The organism is Acinetobacter tibetensis, assembly GCF_023824315.1.
In the GTDB taxonomy this organism is placed as follows: domain Bacteria; phylum Pseudomonadota; class Gammaproteobacteria; order Pseudomonadales; family Moraxellaceae; genus Acinetobacter; species Acinetobacter tibetensis.
This window is the reverse complement of sequence record NZ_CP098732.1, coordinates 3,344,265-3,365,609: the sequence shown is the minus strand read 5'-3', so window position 1 is coordinate 3,365,609 and position 21,345 is coordinate 3,344,265. Positions and strand designations below refer to the sequence as shown.

Below are 21,345 nucleotides of genomic sequence, written 5' to 3'. Positions count from 1 at the left end.
ACACAGGTTATGAACAAAACCATCGGTATTTTTGGTGGTGGTCAATTGGGTCGCATGATGGCACAAGCCGCTTTGCCACTGAATATTCAATGTACCTTCTATGAAGCAGATACAGACTGCCCTTCCGCAGCTTTAGGTCAGGTGATTTCAAGTCAGACTGAACAAGGACTGCAACAGTTTATTCAAAGCGCCGACGTTTTTAGTCTGGAATTTGAAAATACGCCACTGGCTGATGTCGATCTTTTGACGCAAAGCAAAGCCCTTCACCCGCCACGTCAAGCTTTAGCGACTGCACAAAACCGTTTAATGGAAAAAGCCTTATTCGATCAATTGCAGATTCCTGTTGCGCCGTATCAAGCGGTGGATTCTCTAGCGAGTTTACAACAAGCCGTTACGACACTGGGCTTACCACTGGTACTGAAAACAGCCACTGGCGGTTATGATGGTAAAGGTCAGTTTGTATTGCGCAGTGAAGATCAAATTGAGCAAGCGTGGGCTGAATTGGGTCCCGCAAAAAGCTTGATTGCAGAAAGTTTTGTGACGTTCTCGCGTGAGGTTTCCATCATTGCAGTACGTGGTCAGGATGGTGAAGTAAAAACTTGGCCTTTGGCTGAAAATCATCACCATCACGGGATTTTGTCGCATTCGATTGTTCCTGCGCCAAACAGCGTGGATTTACAGCCAGCGGCACAAGATTACATTACGCGTTTGTTGAATCACTTGAATTATGTCGGTGTGTTAACACTGGAATTGTTCGTGACGGAGCAAGGTCTATTTGCCAATGAGATGGCACCGCGCGTGCACAACTCAGGTCATTGGTCAATTGAAGGTGCGGTTTGTTCGCAATTTGAAAATCATATTCGTGCGGTTGCAGGCTTACCTTTGGGTTCAACCGAAGTGGTGCGCCCTACTGTGATGATCAATATCATTGGTCAATATCCAAAATCTGAGCAGGTTTTGGCGTTAAATGGCGCACATCTGCATTTGTATAACAAAACAGAACGTGCGGGTCGTAAGATCGGTCACATCACTTTAATGCCGAATGACAGCAGTCAATTGACCAGTTTATGCCGTCAATTGGCGAAAATTTTGCCTGTACCTTTAGCATTAAGCGAAGATATGACCATTTAAATCCTAAACTGTTTAGCAAAAAAGCGATCACTCTGTGGATCGCTTTTTTTATGTCTAGAACTCAGGCATGCTACGCGACCTTGCATTTAGGCAGTGCCTTTTATCGTAAATTTTAGCTTTTTGTTGTGTATTGAATGAATGAAAAATAAGCTCTAAATGGTGCATTTGGATTGTTGAAGAATAAGAAAATAGAAAAATATTTTGAATTTAAAACTTGGGTTTTGTGAAAAGTTTGAATTTAAATAAAGAATAAAGCATCAACTGTGGATAAATTATTTGAATTTAAAACGGATTTTTGGTTTTAAATTTAATTTTTAGAATTTGTTTTTGAATTTAAATAGTCGATTGAGGACAAATAATATGAATTTAAAAGTCAGTTGAATTTTTAAATTCATTTTTTTAAATTTAAAAGCATGTGCATATGAATTTAAATCGGGACTTTTGAATTCAAAACGCTGTATTGGGTCTAATAATTTGGTTGAGTTGGTTTGAATTGTGGTTTTATAGGATTTGAATTTAAAAAATGCCATTGTGGATAACCTGTTTTAAATTCAAATCCTGAGTTTTAAATTTAAATTAAGCTTTAATGTGGGTTGCGGATAACTATTTTTAAATTTAAAAGTGAAAAATGAATTTAAAATTAATAAAAATGAATTCAAATTTTACGTTTCTTATCTGTCAATTTTGTACTGGAATGTTAAGGTAAGCGCATAATTTGAATTTAAAACGAAAGTGATGATGAAACGAATTAATTATTTTATTTTTGGATCCATTTTTTGGGTCGCAACACCATCCCATGCAGAACTGATTATTAATGGTCAACCAACCTCTGCTTCGACTTATAACAATAACTTAACAAACCAAAATGGTTACGGCGCCGAGAATAATTTCCAAGGTTGTTTGTCAAATTTACGTAGTCAAGCCCTGAATGCGGGTGTTAGCGCTTCAACTTATGATCGTTATACCCAAAATTTAACGCCTGATTATAGCGTGATTGATAAGTTGAATTATCAACCTGAATTTTCGACTCCAATTTGGGACTATTTGTCGGGTTTGGTCGATAATGAACGGGTGGAAATGGGGCGACAAAAATTAGCTCAGCATCGTGAGGTACTGAATCGCGTTGCCCAGACTTATGGTGTGCCTGTCGAAACGGTCGTGGCGGTTTGGGGCGTTGAGAGTAATTTTGGCAATATTTCAGGTAGTTATCCTTTATTACAGGCTCTCGGTACTTTAAGTTGTGAAGGCCGCCGCCAAAATTATTTCCGTGGTGAGTTTTTTGCCACTATGCGTATTTTACAACGTGGTGATTTAAGAGAAGAACAATTACGCGGTTCGTGGGCAGGTGCATTTGGTCATACGCAGTTTATGCCTTCGACCTATGAAGAGTTAGCGGTCGATTTTGATGGTGATGGTCGCCGTGATTTGGTATCAAGCACTTCCGATGCATTGGCTTCGACCGCCAATTTTCTGACCAAGCGGGGTTGGCAAACAGGCATGCCTTGGGGCTTTGAGGTAACTACGCCCGCAAGCCTGTCTATTTCAGGTGAAGGGCGCCGTAATAAGAAAAGTTTATCTTACTGGATCAATCAAGGAGTGACGCGTGCAGATGGTGGTGCTTTAATTCAAGGCAATTTATCTGCCAGTACGCCCGCAGGATTAATGGCACCCGCAGGTGAAAATGGACCTAAATTCCTAGTTTTTAAGAACTTTGATGCCATTTATAGTTATAACGCGGCTGAAAGTTATGCCTTAGCGATTGCGCATTTATCGGATCGTTTACAAGGCAAAGGTGAGTTTCAACAAAGTTGGCCCACCAACGATGCAGGCACGTCGCGTGCAGAGCGTCGTGAAATTCAGCAATATTTACTGAACCGTGGTTATGACATTGGTCAAGTGGATGGTTTGATTGGTGATAAAACCCGACAAGCCATTCGTGATGAGCAAATTCGTCTTGGTTTAAATGCAACTGGGCGCGCAGGACAACAGACTTTAGCTGTATTTCGCAACGAAAATGCCAAATTGATGATGAAGTAAAACATTGAAAGATGACGGTGCAGGTGTACCGTCATCGCATTTCAGGTGCTTTATTCGACTTCGATTGGATCTAATTTGACTGCTTCTAAAATATCAAAAATAACGGTGGTCACATCCTGACTTAAATCTCGATTATTAAAGATTTCATGTGCAGTGATGGTGACATCTGTATCACTTGGTAAAAGTCGTTGTTCTTCTTCAATCAAGTGCTCAATCGGCAGTAATGTCTGCTTGATTTCTAAATGCAAAATATCCTGATATTCAATATTTTCATCTTCCAGTTCAATTTCTTGCTCATTGAAATAGGGCAGGATAATAGAGTGGAGATAAGGCTGAATTTCAATAATATCAAACAATTCCAGATCACGAGTCTGTTCAAGTGTACTGATATGATCATTCACTTCAATGAGAATATGGTAGTAACTCACATTGTTCTCCGCTCAGTTTGCTGTGTGGATGGTTCTATCACAATAACATGAAATTCGATTTTGTGTTGAGCAAATCGAAGTAAAAGCCTTATAAAATTTAAGGAATTTTTTCAAAGTTATTATCGAGAAGCCAATAACTGTAAATCCGCAGCTTTGAGTTTAAAATGCTGTAATTTTTGTTCTCCTAAAATGGGATACATCAGGGCTTGTGGGTCATTATGATGCGCCAATCCTAGCGCATGCCCTAATTCATGTGCGATGGTGAGCCTGAGATCATCATTTCCATCAAATTGGTAGATTTCAATTTTATTTCCCATAAACACGCCTTTATGGAATTCGCGTGCAGGGAAGCGTTGTTGGGCTTGTAAAATTTGTTGATTCAGTTGTGCGATACCCACGTTGTGTTGATCAACTTGTTGATTAAATGAATGATTCTGTTGTTGAAAATAAGCCGCTTCTTGTTCGAACTGGGCAATTCTGTATTGTAGTTGGATGAGTTGGTCACGTAAATTTTGTTGTTGTTGTGCGGACTGCACTTGAGCTTGTTGGCTGAGTACATAGCGATATTCAGCTTCTAATTGTTGTTTTTGTTGTTCTAAACGATGTTGAGTTAAATCCAGTTGAGTTCTGGCGCGTTCAATATTATCTGAAGAGCGGTTGTTTTGATTCTTGCCATGATCTAGTTTTTGTTGGGTTTGCTTTAAGGCATCGGCATCTTGCTGACGTTGATCATAGATTAACTCTATACTGAGTTTGGCATTTGGATCATAAACAAACAGCGTTTGTTGTGTACCTTGGTGCCAGATTTCTAGGGCTTCCTGACTCAGTTGCATGACCTGAGCTTGAGTGAGACCAAAACGCGGATCAACATTACCAATTCTAAAGCGTAACCGTTGGTCAAAAGGATGGAATACTCGATCTGACCAGGCGTTATAACGTAATTGATAGTGTGCATGGCTTTGGTAGCTGAGCCAAAGTATAGCCAAGAAGAGTAGCGTTAAACCAAGTCGATGCATAAATCGTTTTTCTTTTTCATTTGTGCTTAATGTAGCGAAAAGTAAGGGTTGTGGAAATATTTTTCAATCAAAAAAAACCGCGCCTAAGCGCGGTTTTTTTAAAGAGACAAATTATTTTTTGTCATCTTTAACTTCTGTGAACTCAGCATCTACAACGCCATCGTCCGCTTTTTGTTGACCAGCAGCATCACCTTGGAATGCATTTGGATCAAAACCTTCAGCGCCGCCAGCACCTTGCGCTTGTTCATAAGCACGTTGGGTGATTGGCATTAAGATGTTTTGTAAAGCTTCTGTTTTTGCTTTGATATCTTCTACATCATTTTCTTTGGTTGCTGCTTCAAGTTCAGAAACCGCAGTGCTGATTGCAGTTTTTTCATCTTCAGTAACTTTATCACCAAGATCTTTAACTGCTTTGTTTGAGCTAGAAATCAATGCATCAGCTTCGTTACGCGCTTTTGCAAGTTCTTCAAACTTACGATCTTCTTCAGCATTCGCTTCAGCATCTTTAATCATTGCTTCGATTTCAGCATCAGACAAACCTGAGTTTGCTTTAATCTGGATCGATTGCTCTTTACCTGTGCTCTTATCTTTCGCAGATACTTTCAAGATACCATCAGCATTGATATCGAACGATACTTCAATTTGTGGCACACCACGTGGAGCAGGTGGGATATCGCCTAATTGGAAGTTACCCAACAATTTGTTTTGTTGAGCCATTTTACGTTCACCTTGGAACACTGAAATGTCTACCGCAGGTTGGTTGTCAGCAGCAGTAGAGAACACTTGTGATTTTTTCGCAGGAATCGTGGTGTTTTTCTCAATAATCGCTGTTAACACGCCACCCATGGTTTCGATACCAAGTGTAAGCGGAGTAACGTCAAGAAGAAGTACGTCAGTTTTGTCACCAGACAATACTGCACCTTGAATCGCAGCGCCAATTGCAACTGCTTCGTCAGGGTTTACGTCTTTACGTGGCTCTTTGCCAAAGAACTCTTGAACTTTCTGTTGAACCATTGGCATACGTGATTGACCACCGACCAAGATCACGTCAGAGATGTCAGAAGTCGAAAGACCAGCATCTTTAAGCGCGATACGGCAAGGCTCAATGGTACGAGCAACTAAATCAGCCACTAAACCTTCAAGTTTTGCACGTGTTACATTGATCACTAAGTGTTTAGGACCAGTCGCATCAGCCGTGATGTATGGAAGGTTAATTTCCGTTGCAGTCGATGAAGAAAGCTCGATTTTTGCTTTTTCAGCCGCTTCTTTCAAACGTTGTAACGCAAGTGGGTCATTTTTCAAGTTCACACTTTGTTCTTTCTTAAATTCTTCAACCAAGAATTCAATTAAAGCGTTATCAAAGTCTTCACCGCCAAGGAAAGTATCACCATTGGTTGATAACACTTCGATTTGTTGGTCGCCATCAAGGTCTGCGATTTCAATGATTGATACGTCAAAAGTACCACCACCTAAGTCATAAACCGCAATTTTACGATCGCCTTCTTTTTTGTCCATACCGAACGCAAGTGCCGCAGCAGTTGGTTCGTTAATGATACGTTTAACGTCTAAACCAGCGATTTTACCCGCATCTTTAGTTGCTTGACGTTGCGCATCGTTAAAGTAAGCAGGCACCGTAATCACGGCTTCTGTCACTGTTTCACCCAAATAGTCTTCTGCAGTTTTCTTCATCTTTTTCAAGATTTCAGCAGAGATCTGTTGTGGCGCAAGTTTCTTATCGTTTACTTCAACCCAAGCATCGCCATTGTCTGCTTTGATGATTTTGTAAGGGACAAGACCGATGTCTTTTTGTACCGCTTGGTCTTCATAACGACGACCGATCAAACGCTTAATCGCGAATAATGTGTTTTTCGGGTTAGTCACTGCCTGACGTTTAGCAGATTGACCCACCAAGATTTCACCATCTTTATACGCAATGATCGATGGAGTTGTACGAGCGCCTTCAGCGTTCTCGATTACTTTAACTTTGTCGCCTTCAAGTACAGCAACGCATGAGTTTGTTGTACCTAAGTCAATACCAATGATTTTAGCCATTAGATCTGTTCCTCAAAAATTTTTGTGCAATGTTTTTGCTTGTTATCCGATATGAGAGCCGTTCAAAATTTTTCAAGTTATTTTTCTGAAAATTTTTCACAAACTCCCGTATTTATAGGGTTTATGCGCCTACCATCACCATAGCAGGGCGAAGTAAACGACCATTTAAGGTGTAACCTTTCTGTAAAACGGTACCAATTTCGTTCGCTTTGGCATTTGGATCAATCCCGACTGCTTGGTGCAAATCTGCATTGAAACCGTTTTGTGTATCTGCTTCGACCACACCAAATTTTTCAAGTGTCGTGAGTAAAGATTTCAAGGTGAGTTTTACGCCTTCAAGTACAGGAGTTTCTTCTTCACCTGCGGCTTGAATGGCACGTTCTAAATTGTCGACAGAGTCGAGTAGTTCTTTGGCGAACTTCTCTAAAACCGTATCTTTGTGTTTGTCAGATTCACGTTGAATGCGCTCAACACTTTTTTGTGCTTCATAAACGGCATTTGCTGTACGGGCTTTTTCTAATTTCAAGCTTTCTTCAAGTTTGCCGATTTGCGCTTGTAAATCTTCAACTGAAACGTCTGTTTGCTCGGTTTCAGCTTGAGTTTGCGCTGTTTGTGACTCAGCTTGCTCTTGTTGAAGGTCTTGAGCTTGTTCGTTTTGCTCAGTTGTCATTGATTTACTCCGTTTAAAAGGGTTCTTAAACATGTACAGTCCTTTGGCGTCAGTGTTCACTGGTTAATTCTGAACTGTCATGAGTTATGAAATTCATGATTATTAAAAGAGGTCGGGGCAGGAAAGCAAAATTCAAGTTGCATGCTTGATTAAATTTGCACTATTTCTGTTTTTTTAAGGCAAATTGAAGTGCTGAATTACAAATGCAATGAATTCTTGTGTTTTTTTACTTAAATGCCGCCGCGATGAATACACCACAGACAGTTGCATTTTAGGTAAGTCATAGTCTGGAAGAATGTGGCATAAGGTCCGTTGGTTCAATTCGGCTTGTACCAGTGGACAGGGGAGCATGGCAATCCCTTGTGCTTGTTTGCACATTTCTAATAATGCATAGGCATCATTGCTTTGGATCACACTATGTAAGCTATAGTTTTTTGGGGGGTGATTTGGAGCGTTCAGCGTCCAAGCTGAATGCATGCTGTGATGGGTTAGGCAGGTATGTTGTAACAGTTGTTCAGGATGTTGAATCTCAGGCGCTTGTGCCAAATAATCGGGATGTGCACATAAAACAGAGTCAAGCGGCAAGAGCGGACGGGCAATTAAACCTTCAGCTACTTTAGGGCTAATCCGAAAGGCTAAATCGATCTGGGCATCAATTAAATCGAGTGTGTCCTCTGTAATCACAATATCGAATTGTACAAATGGAAGCTGCTGTCTGAATTGTTTAATGCATTCTGCTAAGCCATTTTGCAGTAAAAAAAGCCCTGTAGTCAGTCGAATGGTACCAATCTGTTGTTGATCATGGGTCATTTCTAAGAGGAGCTGCTGCTGTTGCAAAATATTTTCGCAGTAATGCAGGGCTTGTTCTCCCGTCGATGTCAGGGAAATTTTACGGGTATTGCGATGAAATAATCGGGTCGAAAAATGATTTTCCAGATGTTCAAGGTAGCGCGACACCATGGCACGTGAAACATTAAGATGGTCTGCAGCTTTGGTCAAACTGCCTTGTTGGGCAATACAGACAAAGACTTGAATGGCTTTTAGGGTATCCATATTTATGTTTATTGTTGCGTATATTGCAACAGTTTATCTTAAGTTAAGCTGTTTATTTGTCAGAAACTGAAATTTAAAGTATTCAAAATCAAATAAGAGATGAATACCATGCAAACCAAGTTTTATGCCTTTGCCTTAACTGCTTTAGCGCTTAGCTCCACTGCCTATGCGCAAGACCTAAAAATTCACACTTATTTAGCGAAACCTGAACATTTCGGCGTGACGTCTACTCTTATTGAAGGAGATCGAGAAGTCATGTTGGTGAATGCACAATTTTCTAAATCTGAGGCATTACGAATTGCCGCAGATATTTTAGATCGCGGTAAAACCTTAACGACTATTTTTGTGAGCTATGGAGATCCAGATTTTTATTTTGGTTTAGATGTTTTTCAGCACTATTTCCCGAAGGTTAAAATCATTGCTACCCCTGAAACGGTCAAACATATTCAAGATACCCAAGCATTGAAAGTTCAGTATTGGGGACCAAAAATGGGAGCCAATGCACCAAGCAAAATTATTGTTCCGCAAGCATATACGGCTCAAGTTTTAAAGCTTGAAAATGAAGAGATTGACATTAAAGGTCAAAAAGAACTGACCTATTTATGGATTCCAAGTGCTAAAGCGGTAGTCGGTGGAATTCCTGTTTCATCGGGTATTCACTTGTGGATGGCAGATACACCAAGCTCGAAAGATCGTGTAGAAGTAGTTAAGACCTTAGAATCAATCAAAGCACTTCAACCTGAAGTTGTGGTTCCTGCACATATGAAAGCTGGCGCGGCTGAAGGTCTCGATGCTGTGAATTTTTCGATAGACTATTTAAAGCAATATGAGAAAGCGACGAAAGCCAGCAAAAACTCAGCCGAGCTAATCGGAATCATGCAAACACAGTATCCTACTTTAGGTGAGTCAAGCAGCTTGGAGTTGGGCGCCAAAGTGGTCAAAGGCGAGATGAAGTGGCCTTAATGATCATTTACATAAAACGCTCATGATGAGCGGAATTCAATCTTTCACAATTTGGGCAAATGTTTGGAGGATGGATCACCACAATCATGATCATCGTGGTTTATGGATATTTTAAAAATCTGTTTTTAAAGCTTATTCAACTGCCGAATAAGCTTTTTTTGAATGAAATTGCTGAGAATTGCTACATTGTATAGGTTAAGCACAGCAGAAATGTGATGAGTTGATGGTTCTGTAGAGACTTGGCAACAACAATAAGTAGTTTCATTTCGATATCTTTTAAGAAAATCTGCTTTCTGAGGGGTGTTGAGCTGCAACGATGTAATTTATACGATTAAAAATAATCACTTAATTCACTTTTTTGCTCTCATCGTAAAAATGATGCTTCAAAATAAGCTTAATAAAAGATTGCAGAATGCAACCAACCGATAAAAAACGCTCACCATACATGTGCGCAAAGCATTGAAAAAACATGAATAATGACTTCGCAAAACTAAAGATTGGTTTTGTATTTTTTTATTTGAAAAGGAACAAGGTATGAAAAAAGTCGGACTATTTACGATTTCTATGTTAGTTATTTCAGTGCTTGCGGTGGGTTGTGCATCGAAAGACCCTGTACAAGCGACTGAAACAGCTCAAATCTCGACTGGAGCAGAAGTGGGTGCACAAGGACAAGTTGGGATTGCTGCGCAAGCAGATGGTTCTGCAAATATGAATGCTCCACAGGCTCAAATGAATGATATGCAGGGTCAACCACAATCGATTCAACAATAATGCTTATATTGTTGAGTTGAAAACGGCATATAGAGTAAAAGGCAGTACTTGAATGAGGTGTACTGTCTGAATCAATTGATGCACTTATTAATTAAGGATCTGTTAAAGAACTCAACTTTTTTATTGATGATTTTGACTTGAACTTGCAGTAATAGTGTTAATGACAATATGCTTAAAGCAGATTAGTTTTGTTGCAAAAGCCTTAATTTAAGGTTGAACTTGTTCCGTAAAGTTTGACCGAAAGATAAAACAACAAGGAATAAGTCGTTTATGGGCGTATCAATACAAAAAATGATGGAACAAAATCAAGGTACAGCAGCGCGATTACTCGATAAGTTGCCTAATTTTGTACAGGAGAATATCGTCAAGGCTTTGGCCTATCCTTATCACTACCCTGAATTAGACTCTTTTCTTAAATGTCTGGCTGCTGTTCAGTATAAACAGAACAAAGCAGGCTTTATTTCTGCAGATGCACAGCACTCTCGTAAAGTCTTTGAATTACAGAGCCAACTCATTACAGGAAAATCGACCGCCATTAAACAGGTCGAAGATTTACGTTTACCTTTGCAAAGTGGAACTATTTTTGCGCGTCACTATCATCCTGCGCCAAATAAAAAACTTCCGATGCTCGTGTTCTATCATGGAGGAGGCTTTGTGGTGGGCAGTATCGATAGTTATGATGAAGTGTGTCGTCTACTGGCTGTACATGCGCATGTCCAAGTGCTCAGTATTGATTATCCTTTGGCACCAGAAGCCTCGCCTTATCAAATTGTACAAAGTTGTGAAGATGCCTTGGCATGGGTGTATCAAAATCGAAAACAACTCAAAATCTTAAAAAATCGTATAGCCGTTGCAGGTGACAGTGCAGGCGGAAATTTAAGTGCGGTGGTTGCGCAACGTAGTATAGGTAAAGCCTATGCACCGCAAGTCCAGTTTCTAATTTATCCAGCATTAGACTTTAAGAGTCGCCATCCTTCCTTTTTTGCTTATAAAGATGGTCTAGTCTTAACGGGAGATGATGTTGATACTGTGACCGCACATTATGCGACGCAACATCAGGTTGCTTTGGATGATCCAATTATTTCCCCAACTTATGGTAGTTTAAAAAAATTAGCATCCGCCTTTGTTGTTACGGCAGGGCATGATGTACTGCACGATGAAGCCGAGATCTATGCGCATAAGCTACGACATCATGGTGTTTCCGTGGCTTATCATGATTATCCAAGTATGACCCATGGTTTCATTAACATGGCAGGCTTATCGCGGACTGCAAAGAAAAACTACATCGAAATGAGTAAAAAATTCCGAAAATTTTGGGATAAACACAGTTAAAGTAGGATGCAAATAAAGTGTTTTAAATATTTGAATATCCATGCATAAATTTAAAACAATGATTTAGATCTTATAAATAAAAAGTTTAAAAGTATCTGAATTTAAAGAGTTGTGTTAAATATAACCAAATATAAAACAGCATTACAGGAACCCCCAACATGTTAAAACAGAGCCTCGCGTTATTGACTGCTGCTACATTCAGTGTGTGTACCTATGCAGCCAATACTCTGGTGGAAATGAAAACATCAATGGGAAATATTGAAATTGAGCTATTTAATGATAAAGCACCAGTTTCAGCCAAAAACTTTGAAGACTACGCAAAAGCCAATTTCTATAACGGAACTATTTTTCACCGTGTCATTCCTGGTTTCATGATTCAGGGTGGGGGAATGGATGCCAACATGGTCGAAAAGCCAACCAAGGCACCTATCAAGAACGAATCTTCAAATGGTTTAAAGAATACGCGTGGCACTCTAGCAATGGCACGCACGAACAACCCAAACTCAGCCACCAGCCAATTCTTTATTAATGTTGTTGACAATGACTTTTTAAATAAAGGATCTATGAATGCAGGTTATGCGGTCTTTGGTAAGGTGACGAAGGGAATGGATGTGGTCGATAAAATTATCAAAGTACCGACTGTTAGCTATGGTATGCACCAAGATGTACCAAAGCAACCAGTGAAAATTCTCAGTGTGAACATTAAGTAAGCAAGCGCTACTAAACCATTAAAAAAACCAGCAGAAATATTTTATTCATATTTCTGCTTTATAATTAATAGTTTACCTTATTTCTTGTGTAATAATGAGCCAAAACAGTGCATAAAAATACAACACCTGATAAAACAGCCAGTTAAAAGTGCTTGCACTCATACCAAAACTCTATAGAATGCACCCCATACCGACGAGATAGACGGAAACGAACGAAGCGCGAAGCGCTGAGTTGTTAAGTTTATTGAAGTCCAGCTTCTAGCACTGACGAGGTGTTAGAAAGATCATTAAGAGATTATGAAGAACAACTTGTGTGGATTTTTACTGATTGATTGATCGAAATTATTTTCATTGATTGATGGTAGAAATTACTCGAAGTTTATTTGAGAAATATTTGTCAGAAAATTGATGAGCCAAGATTGGTACCCTTATAGGTACTACTGATTTTAAACTGAAGAGTTTGATCATGGCTCAGATTGAACGCTGGCGGCAGGCTTAACACATGCAAGTCGAGCGGAGTGGTTGTGCTTGCACAATCACTTAGCGGCGGACGGGTGAGTAATGCTTAGGAATCTGCCTATTAGTGGGGGACAACATTCCGAAAGGAATGCTAATACCGCATACGCCCTACGGGGGAAAGCAGGGGATCTTCGGACCTTGCGCTAATAGATGAGCCTAAGTCGGATTAGCTAGTTGGTGGGGTAAAGGCCTACCAAGGCGACGATCTGTAGCGGGTCTGAGAGGATGATCCGCCACACTGGGACTGAGACACGGCCCAGACTCCTACGGGAGGCAGCAGTGGGGAATATTGGACAATGGGGGGAACCCTGATCCAGCCATGCCGCGTGTGTGAAGAAGGCCTTTTGGTTGTAAAGCACTTTAAGCGAGGAGGAGGCTACTAGTACTAATACTACTGGATAGTGGACGTTACTCGCAGAATAAGCACCGGCTAACTCTGTGCCAGCAGCCGCGGTAATACAGAGGGTGCGAGCGTTAATCGGATTTACTGGGCGTAAAGCGTGCGTAGGCGGCTGATTAAGTCGGATGTGAAATCCCTGAGCTTAACTTAGGAATTGCATTCGATACTGGTCAGCTAGAGTATGGGAGAGGATGGTAGAATTCCAGGTGTAGCGGTGAAATGCGTAGAGATCTGGAGGAATACCGATGGCGAAGGCAGCCATCTGGCCTAATACTGACGCTGAGGTACGAAAGCATGGGGAGCAAACAGGATTAGATACCCTGGTAGTCCATGCCGTAAACGATGTCTACTAGCCGTTGGGGCCTTTGAGGCTTTAGTGGCGCAGCTAACGCGATAAGTAGACCGCCTGGGGAGTACGGTCGCAAGACTAAAACTCAAATGAATTGACGGGGGCCCGCACAAGCGGTGGAGCATGTGGTTTAATTCGATGCAACGCGAAGAACCTTACCTGGTCTTGACATAGTAAGAACTTTCCAGAGATGGATTGGTGCCTTCGGGAACTTACATACAGGTGCTGCATGGCTGTCGTCAGCTCGTGTCGTGAGATGTTGGGTTAAGTCCCGCAACGAGCGCAACCCTTTTCCTTATTTGCCAGCACTTCGGGTGGGAACTTTAAGGATACTGCCAGTGACAAACTGGAGGAAGGCGGGGACGACGTCAAGTCATCATGGCCCTTACGACCAGGGCTACACACGTGCTACAATGGTCGGTACAAAGGGTTGCTACCTAGCGATAGGATGCTAATCTCAAAAAGCCGATCGTAGTCCGGATTGGAGTCTGCAACTCGACTCCATGAAGTCGGAATCGCTAGTAATCGCGGATCAGAATGCCGCGGTGAATACGTTCCCGGGCCTTGTACACACCGCCCGTCACACCATGGGAGTTTGTTGCACCAGAAGTAGGTAGTCTAACCGTAAGGAGGACGCTTACCACGGTGTGGCCGATGACTGGGGTGAAGTCGTAACAAGGTAGCCGTAGGGGAACCTGCGGCTGGATCACCTCCTTAACGAAAGATTGACGATTGGTAAGAATCCACAACAAGTTGTTCTTCATGACGATGTATCTGAGGGTCTGTAGCTCAGTTGGTTAGAGCACACGCTTGATAAGCGTGGGGTCACAAGTTCAAGTCTTGTCAGACCCACCAAATCTGACTAACGAAGCATTTGAAGAAATGCTGAATACAGAAAAACAGAGACATTAACTTATTGATAAGCTGGGGACTTAGCTTAGTTGGTAGAGCGCCTGCTTTGCACGCAGGAGGTCAGGAGTTCGACTCTCCTAGTCTCCACCATATATTGAATATCAATATATAAGCTAAGTAGTTAGATTATAGAAATTAGTGAATAGAGATTGGAAGATCTTGTTTTATTAACTTCTGTGATTTATCACAGTTTCCTGACCTGACGAAGGCTGGAAAAATCATTAACAGAATATATTTGAGTTGAAATAATTTGTTCATACTCGTTGAAAACGACATAGGCAACTATGAAGTGATTAAATGAGTTACTAGCGAAATTAACTGAATCAAGCGTTTTGGTATGTGAATTGAATTGAAGCTGTACCGTGTTTAAGTACACAGAACAACAAACTGTATGATCGAGCAATCGATCTGTCCTAGTACTACTTGTAGGTGCTACGACTGTTTGGGGTTGTATAGTCAAGTAATTAAGTGCATGTGGTGGATGCCTTGGCAGTCAGAGGCGATGAAAGACGTAATAGCCTGCGATAAGCTCCGGGGAGGCGGCAAATATCCTGTGATCCGGAGATTTCTGAATGGGGAAACCCACCTACTATAAGGTAGGTATTGCAACATGAATACATAGTGTTGCAAGGCGAACGAGGGGAAGTGAAACATCTCAGTACCCTTAGGAAAAGAAATCAATTGAGATTCCCTTAGTAGCGGCGAGCGAACGGGGAAAAGCCCATTAAGTCATATCAGTTTTAGTGGAATGCTCTGGGAAGTGCAACCATAGTGGGTGATAGTCCTGTACACGAAAGGGCTGATATGATGATGTCGAGTAGGGCGAGGCACGTGAAACCTTGTCTGAATATGGGGGGACCATCCTCCAAGGCTAAATACTCCTGACTGACCGATAGTGAACCAGTACCGTGAGGGAAAGGCGAAAAGAACCCCTGTGAGGGGAGTGAAATAGATCCTGAAACCGCATGCATACAAGCAGTGGGAGCCGACTAGTTCGGTGACTGCGTACCTTTTGTATAATGGGTCAGCGACTTACATTCAGTAGCAAGGTTAACCGAATAGGGGAGCCGTAGAGAAATCGAGTCTTAATAGGGCGTTTAGTTGCTGGGTGTAGACCCGAAACCAGGCGATCTATCCATGAGCAGGTTGAAGGTTGGGTAACACTAACTGGAGGACCGAACCCACTGTCGTTGAAAAGCCAGGGGATGACTTGTGGATAGGGGTGAAAGGCTAATCAAGCCTGGTGATAGCTGGTTCTCCCCGAAAGCTATTTAGGTAGCGCCTCGGACGAATACCATAGGGGGTAGAGCACTGTTTCGGCTAGGGGGTCATCCCGACTTACCAAACCGATGCAAACTCCGAATACCTATGAGTACTATCCGGGAGACAGACTGCGGGTGCTAACGTCCGTAGTCAAGAGGAAAACAATCCAGACCGCCAGCTAAGGCCCCAAAATTATAGTTAAGTGGGAAACGATGTGGGAAGGCATAGACAGCTAGGAGGTTGGCTTAGAAGCAGCCACCCTTTAAAGAAAGCGTAATAGCTCACTAGTCGAGTCGGCCTGCGCGGAAGATGTAACGGGGCTAAAACTATATGCCGAAGCTGCGGATTTGCAATTTATTGCAAGTGGTAGGGGAGCGTTCTGTAAGCCGATGAAGGTGTATTGAGAAGTATGCTGGAGGTATCAGAAGTGCGAATGCTGACGTGAGTAACGACAATGCGAGTGAAAAACTCGCACGCTGAAAGACCAAGGGTTCCAGTCCAACGTTAATCGGGGCTGGGTGAGTCGACCCCTAAGGCGAGGCCGAGAGGCGTAGTCGATGGGAAATTGGTTAATATTCCAATACTTCTGTGTAATGCGATGAGAGGACGGAGAAGGTTAAGTCAGCCTGGCGTTGGTTGTCCAGGTGAAAGGTTGTAGGCATGTATCTTAGGCAAATCCGGGGTACTCTATGCTGAGAACTGATAGCAAGCTGTACTTGTACAGTGAAGTGGCTGATACCATGCTTCCAGGAAAAGTCTCTAAGCTTCAGTTACACAGGAATCGTACCCGAAACCGACACAGGTGGTCAGGTCGAGTAGACCAAAGCGCTTGAGAGAACTCTGCTGAAGGAACTAGGCAAAATGGTACCGTAACTTCGGGAGAAGGTACGCTGCTGACGGTGATTCCCCTCGCGGGATGAGCTATTGGCAGCCACAGAAACCAGGCCCCTGCAACTGTTTATTAAAAACATAGCACTCTGCAAACACGAAAGTGGACGTATAGGGTGTGATGCCTGCCCGGTGCTGGAAGGTTAATTGATGGGGTTAGCGTAAGCGAAGCTCTTGATCGAAGCCCCAGTAAACGGCGGCCGTAACTATAACGGTCCTAAGGTAGCGAAATTCCTTGTCGGGTAAGTTCCGACCTGCACGAATGGCATAATGATGGGGGCGCTGTCTCCAGCAGAGACTCAGTGAAATCGAATTCGCCGTGAAGATGCGGTGTACCCGCGGCTAGACGGAAAGACCCCGTGAACCTTTACTGCAGCTTGACATTGAACTTTGATCTTACTTGTGTAGGATAGGTGGGAGGCTTTGAAGTTGGAACGCTAGTTCCAATGGAGCCGTCCTTGAAATACCACCCTGGTAATATTGAGGTTCTAACTCTGTCCCGTTATCCGGGACGAGGACCATGTCTGGTGGGTAGTTTGACTGGGGCGGTCTCCTCCTAAAGAGTAACGGAGGAGTACGAAGGTGCGCTCAGCGTGGTCGGAAATCACGCGTAGAGTATAAAGGCAAAAGCGCGCTTAACTGCGAGACCCACAAGTCGAGCAGGTACGAAAGTAGGTCTTAGTGATCCGGTGGTTCTGTATGGAAGGGCCATCGCTCAACGGATAAAAGGTACTCTGGGGATAACAGGCTGATACCGCCCAAGAGTTCATATCGACGGCGGTGTTTGGCACCTCGATGTCGGCTCATCTCATCCTGGGGCTGAAGCAGGTCCCAAGGGTATGGCTGTTCGCCATTTAAAGAGGTACGCGAGCTGGGTTTAGAACGTCGTGAGACAGTTCGGTCCCTATCTACCGTGGGCGCTGGAAATTTGAGAGGATCTGCTCCTAGTACGAGAGGACCAGAGTGGACGAACCTCTGGTGTACCGGTTGTGACGCCAGTCGCATCGCCGGGTAGCTATGTTCGGAAGGGATAACCGCTGAAAGCATCTAAGCGGGAAGCCTACCTCAAGATAAGATTTCCCTAGGACTTTATGTCCTCTAAAGAGCCGTTGAAGACTACGACGTTGATAGGTTGGATGTGGAAGCATAGTGATATGTGAAGCTGACCAATACTAATTGCTCGTGAGGCTTGACTATACAACACCCAAACAGTTGGTGTTGTGGTTCAAATCACTGCAAATAACTTGATTTAGTTATAAAGCTAGATACAATATCCAACTCAAATATACCTGTTAATAACTCATTTGACGAAAGTTAGGCATACACGCTGTGTAAATAAGACCATAACGAATAGTCATAAACAGTTGTGCTGGCGACAATAGCAAGAGTGAACCACCTGATCCCTTCCCGAACTCAGAAGTGAAACCTCTTAGCGCTGATGGTAGTGTGGGGTTACCCATGTGAGAGTAAGTCATCGCCAGCTCATTTATTCAAACACCCCCTAACCAACGTTAGGGGGTGTTTTTTATTGGGAAAATGTTTCTTTTGAAAAAATATCCAAAAATGTGATTAAAAATAATGATTAGTCATTTGAGGCTAACTTTAGAAGATGCTAAATAACAGTTAATGTAGATTGAATACATGATATGAGGTGAATTTATGGGTATGAATTCAGTCAATATATTCGATTCACTTCCGAAAGATCTCAGTTTAGAAGTATTTGAGAACATTATTCATGCTTCAACAATAAGGATAGAGCATATCATTTCTAAAGGATAGCTCTCCTGATACAGGTTGGTATAATCAGGATGAGAGTGAATGCATGCTTGTTGAAGGAAAAGCAATTTTAGAATTTGACAGCGGTTCAAAATATGAATTATCCGTGGGCGATTACATTAATATTCCTGCACATGCCAAATGCAAGGCTGTTTAGACTGATCCCAATCCAATCACCATCTGGCTTGCAGTGTTTTATACGTCCTGAGTAATTACATGGCAAGCTATTTTATTAGTTATTGTTAAGCTCAATTATTCGATTTTAATTAAATTGATATGGTTGTATTAAAAAAATTAAGCTTTAATTGAGGTTTGAACGTTAAAATAAAAAGGGTATATCCGATGAAACTCAACTCTTTTACCCCTCTGCCTGAAGATGATGAAGAACTGCATCTTCCTGAACTTGTTTACTGGTCATCTTTGGGTGATGTAGAGCAAGTCGAGCAGTTGTTATTGGCTGGAGCTGATCCGAATCAAACAGATGAAGAGGGCTATAGTGCACTACAAGCTGCAGCTGAAAATGACCATTTAGGTGTGGTTAAATTACTGGTCAGTAAGGGAGCAAGAATCGATTATCGCTCAGAATATACTGCACTTGAATTAGCTGAAATGGCTGAAAATAAAGATATTATTGCATATTTAAAAAGTTTATAAATATGACGTTATAAAAGGTCCATCTTAGGTTGGGCTTTTTAATTCCTAAAACCAAAGCTTAGAGTGAACCTTTGAGTTTTTCTTCGAGCTGTTTCACTTGTTTGGCATATTTTTTACCTTGGCGGCGCATTTTCCAACTCGACTCATAGCCTGTAGGTCCAACATTATAATAGGCAAGGGCTTTTTTCCAGCTCCCTGCAGATTGATTATATTGAGCTAAAATATAGGTGCCACAATTGATATTATTGGCTTCTTCGAATAAATCACCTGAGCAAGTTTGTTGCCAATACATCGGCATAATTTGAGTTAATCCCACAGCACCAGCAGGTGAAACAGCATAGTTACGATAACTTGATTCTTGTCGAATCATGGCAGCAATCAGTAAAGGATCGACCTGATGTAGTTCTGCACTTTGCACAATCATCGGTGCAACTCGGTTTGCTGTCGTTGAGTCAACGGCGTATGCCTTTTGGATGCCAGTAGACAGTTTTGCTGCACGTTTTTCTAAAGAGCCACCGCCTAAACCTGAACAGCCTGTGATCATGAACATAATTAAGGCAGTAATACCGAATTTAATTCGTGTTGATTGTTTCAATGTGGCTAAAGGGTTTAGAGAGGATACGTGCAACAAAATAAAATTCCTGATGTGATTAAAATATTTAGGATGTTAGGTAGTCCAATATAGGGAGTCAATATGAGTTATTTTAAGAAATAGAAGCATTCTGTAATGTTTGTCCGATTTGGTTTATTTAGATTCTGAATGCTGCTGTTTGTATAAAAAGAAAAGCCCCATCATCCTGACAGGGCTTTTCTGTATAAGGTTATATGTAATCAACTCCTGTCAATTACGATGCTTCCTGCAATCTTTGTTATTATTTAAAGAAACTTCCTGTCCCTGTATGTTTTTATAATAAAAGGGGATGAGGAATGTATATAGACGTAAAAATCGTTGTTCTCTGTAAGCAAAAACGTACATCAAGAATTTGAATATTGAGGTGCTTATGCAAAACAAAAAGCATATCGGGTCAATTCGAGCTGAGCAACCTGAAGATGTTGATCACATCGAAGACTTGACCATGAGGGCATTTGAATCGGTAGTTTATAGTGATCATCATGAGCAATTTATCGTGCGTGCATTACGGCAGTCAGGACAACTCAGTATTTCTCTAGTTGCTGAACTTGATGGACAGCTAATTGGACATGTTGCAATTTCTCCTGTGCGAATTTCATCAGGTACAGAAGCTTGGTATGGTTTAGGTCCAGTTTCAGTCTTACCTGAATTTCAGGGGCAAGGCATCGGTCGAGATTTAATTGAAACGGCATTGGCCCAGTTAAAAAAGCGGCAGGCAAAAGGGTGTGTGGTGTTGGGGAAACCTGATTATTATGCACGGTTTGGCTTTCGAGCCGTGACTCAGTTGGTACTGGAAGGGGTTCCTGCCGAGTATTTTCAAGTACTTGCATTTGAAAATGAAATTCCACAAGGCAATGTTCAATATCATGCCAGTTTTAATGCTACATCTTAGCTGGATAGACGGACAAATAAAAAAGCTGAATGCAAACATTCAGCTTTTTTAGTAGCACTTCAGAAATTAGAAATGCGCATCTAAACCAATATAAGGACCTTTAAAGTCAAGTTTAATGTCATTGCGGTTATAGTCATCTAAATCAACAGTGAAAATTCGATAACCTGCTTTTACACCAACATCGACGAGCATGTTGTCGATAAAGTTGTATTGAATTTCCGCCAAAGCATCGGTTAACTGAGCATCATCAAAGTTGCTATAGGTTAGTTCTGCTTTCGCACTTAAACCTGTAAATGGTAATTTACCACCGACTGTACCGTAAATAATCGGATAAGTTTCATCAATATTGGTACGTTGATCTAAACGGTTGATGTGGCCATTTAATGTGGTTGCACCTGCACCAATATCCAGATCAACTACATTGTCTAAAATTTCGTAATAGAGAATGAAGTCAGCATGATCAAGGTTAACTGCATAATTGGGTTGCCCTAGAACGCTGCTCTTTGTTTGAGTGTCTAAATTGACATAGCGAATTTTGGCATTTGGAATAATCGGAACTGGGTGTTCTAAAGCGACAGAAAATTGGACTGCACCTTCATTGTCGAGTTTTTCTTTTGAAAATGGGACTGTTTCGGCATGCCCGTCATATGCCCAATAGCTGATATCGCCTTTGAGTGCGACTAAATCTGCTTGAGCTAAGCCACTCAAACCTACGCCTAATGCCAATAATCCTGCTTGTGCTACTTTCATGCTTTTATCCTAAATTGTGTTGTGTGTTTGCGTTAAAAAAGGTTAAAACAAGAGCTATTCAGTTGTATTTCAGAGCATGATATAGCGATGCGAAAAAAGAAACAGTAGTCAAAGTGCTTTTTTACATAAAAGTGCAGATAGTGATGAA

General features: G+C 41.7%; 16 protein-coding genes, 2 tRNA genes and 3 rRNA genes. 14 read left to right on the top strand and 7 right to left on the bottom strand.

Annotation, left to right across the window (positions count from 1 at the left end):
* Window positions 1-9: 9 nt before the first annotated feature.
* Both M5E07_RS16185 and M5E07_RS16180 read left to right on the top strand, forming a co-directional pair.
* On the top strand, window positions 10-1,131 hold the full coding sequence (locus M5E07_RS16185; protein WP_252220807.1) for a 5-(carboxyamino)imidazole ribonucleotide synthase: 1,122 nt from the start codon (window positions 10-12) through the stop codon (window positions 1,129-1,131).
* 738 nt (window positions 1,132-1,869) lie between these two features.
* Window positions 1,870-3,168: a lytic murein transglycosylase gene (locus tag M5E07_RS16180; RefSeq protein ID WP_252223870.1), complete on the top strand. Its 1,299-nt coding sequence runs from the start codon at window positions 1,870-1,872 to the stop codon at window positions 3,166-3,168.
* 50 nt (window positions 3,169-3,218) lie between these two features.
* Here M5E07_RS16180 and M5E07_RS16175 read toward each other — a convergent pair whose 3' ends face one another.
* From M5E07_RS16175 to M5E07_RS16155, 5 genes are all read right to left on the bottom strand, one after another.
* Complete coding sequence (locus tag M5E07_RS16175; protein ID WP_116762952.1) at window positions 3,219-3,596, bottom strand: hypothetical protein; 378 nt, start codon at window positions 3,594-3,596, stop codon at window positions 3,219-3,221.
* 119 nt (window positions 3,597-3,715) lie between these two features.
* Window positions 3,716-4,612, bottom strand: a complete 897-nt coding sequence (locus tag M5E07_RS16170) for a matrixin family metalloprotease (protein WP_252220805.1) — start codon at window positions 4,610-4,612, stop codon at window positions 3,716-3,718.
* A gap of 111 nt (window positions 4,613-4,723) precedes the next feature.
* On the bottom strand, window positions 4,724-6,664 hold the full coding sequence (gene dnaK, locus M5E07_RS16165) for a molecular chaperone DnaK (RefSeq protein ID WP_252220802.1): 1,941 nt from the start codon (window positions 6,662-6,664) through the stop codon (window positions 4,724-4,726).
* Between the two features lie 121 nt (window positions 6,665-6,785).
* A complete protein-coding gene (grpE, locus tag M5E07_RS16160) occupies window positions 6,786-7,334 on the bottom strand; it encodes a nucleotide exchange factor GrpE (protein WP_116762958.1) in 549 nt (182 codons plus the stop codon).
* Between the two features lie 174 nt (window positions 7,335-7,508).
* Window positions 7,509-8,387, bottom strand: coding sequence for a LysR family transcriptional regulator (locus tag M5E07_RS16155; protein ID WP_252220800.1), 879 nt, complete (start codon window positions 8,385-8,387; stop codon window positions 7,509-7,511).
* Window positions 8,388-8,495: 108 nt separating this feature from the next.
* Between M5E07_RS16155 and M5E07_RS16150 the strand changes: the two genes are divergently transcribed.
* The 11 genes from M5E07_RS16150 (at window position 8,496) to M5E07_RS16100 (ending at window position 18,924) form a co-directional block, all read left to right on the top strand.
* Complete coding sequence (locus M5E07_RS16150) at window positions 8,496-9,350, top strand: MBL fold metallo-hydrolase (RefSeq protein ID WP_252223867.1); 855 nt, start codon at window positions 8,496-8,498, stop codon at window positions 9,348-9,350.
* Between the two features lie 534 nt (window positions 9,351-9,884).
* Entirely contained in the window at window positions 9,885-10,121 is a 237-nt protein-coding gene (locus M5E07_RS16145; protein WP_252220797.1) for a hypothetical protein, read from the top strand.
* 270 nt (window positions 10,122-10,391) lie between these two features.
* Window positions 10,392-11,453 (top strand): alpha/beta hydrolase, encoded by a 1,062-nt coding sequence (locus M5E07_RS16140; RefSeq protein WP_252220795.1) that lies wholly within the window; start codon window positions 10,392-10,394, stop codon window positions 11,451-11,453.
* Window positions 11,454-11,611: 158 nt separating this feature from the next.
* Window positions 11,612-12,163: a peptidylprolyl isomerase gene (locus M5E07_RS16135; RefSeq protein ID WP_116762968.1), complete on the top strand. Its 552-nt coding sequence runs from the start codon at window positions 11,612-11,614 to the stop codon at window positions 12,161-12,163.
* Window positions 12,164-12,611: 448 nt separating this feature from the next.
* Window positions 12,612-14,148: ribosomal RNA gene (locus M5E07_RS16130) — 16S ribosomal RNA — on the top strand.
* A 61-nt stretch (window positions 14,149-14,209) separates the two neighbouring features.
* Window positions 14,210-14,286, top strand: a tRNA-Ile gene (locus M5E07_RS16125).
* A 71-nt stretch (window positions 14,287-14,357) separates the two neighbouring features.
* A tRNA-Ala gene (locus M5E07_RS16120) sits at window positions 14,358-14,433 on the top strand.
* A gap of 364 nt (window positions 14,434-14,797) precedes the next feature.
* Window positions 14,798-17,691: ribosomal RNA gene (locus M5E07_RS16115) — 23S ribosomal RNA — on the top strand.
* 171 nt (window positions 17,692-17,862) lie between these two features.
* A 5S ribosomal RNA gene (gene rrf / locus M5E07_RS16110) occupies window positions 17,863-17,977 on the top strand.
* The 16S, 23S and 5S rRNA genes sit together here with 2 tRNA genes alongside, the layout of an rRNA operon.
* 339 nt (window positions 17,978-18,316) lie before the next feature.
* On the top strand, window positions 18,317-18,427 hold the full coding sequence (locus tag M5E07_RS16105) for a cupin domain-containing protein (RefSeq protein WP_252220792.1): 111 nt from the start codon (window positions 18,317-18,319) through the stop codon (window positions 18,425-18,427).
* A gap of 185 nt (window positions 18,428-18,612) precedes the next feature.
* Window positions 18,613-18,924, top strand: coding sequence for an ankyrin repeat domain-containing protein (locus M5E07_RS16100; protein WP_116763543.1), 312 nt, complete (start codon window positions 18,613-18,615; stop codon window positions 18,922-18,924).
* Window positions 18,925-18,982: 58 nt separating this feature from the next.
* Here the strand turns inward: M5E07_RS16100 and M5E07_RS16095 are convergent, their stop codons facing one another.
* The gene (locus M5E07_RS16095) at window positions 18,983-19,474 is read right to left on the bottom strand and encodes a lytic transglycosylase domain-containing protein (protein ID WP_252223864.1); all 492 of its coding nucleotides are present in this window, start codon (window positions 19,472-19,474) and stop codon (window positions 18,983-18,985) included.
* A gap of 451 nt (window positions 19,475-19,925) precedes the next feature.
* Here M5E07_RS16095 and M5E07_RS16090 point away from each other — a divergent pair, with 451 nt between their 5' ends.
* Window positions 19,926-20,447 carry a GNAT family N-acetyltransferase gene (locus M5E07_RS16090; protein ID WP_252220790.1) on the top strand — a complete coding sequence of 174 codons (522 nt, stop codon included), beginning with the start codon at window positions 19,926-19,928 and terminating at the stop codon, window positions 20,445-20,447.
* Window positions 20,448-20,513: 66 nt separating this feature from the next.
* Here M5E07_RS16090 and M5E07_RS16085 read toward each other — a convergent pair whose 3' ends face one another.
* Window positions 20,514-21,197 (bottom strand): TIGR04219 family outer membrane beta-barrel protein, encoded by a 684-nt coding sequence (locus M5E07_RS16085; RefSeq protein WP_252220788.1) that lies wholly within the window; start codon window positions 21,195-21,197, stop codon window positions 20,514-20,516.
* Window positions 21,198-21,345 lie beyond the last annotated feature (148 nt).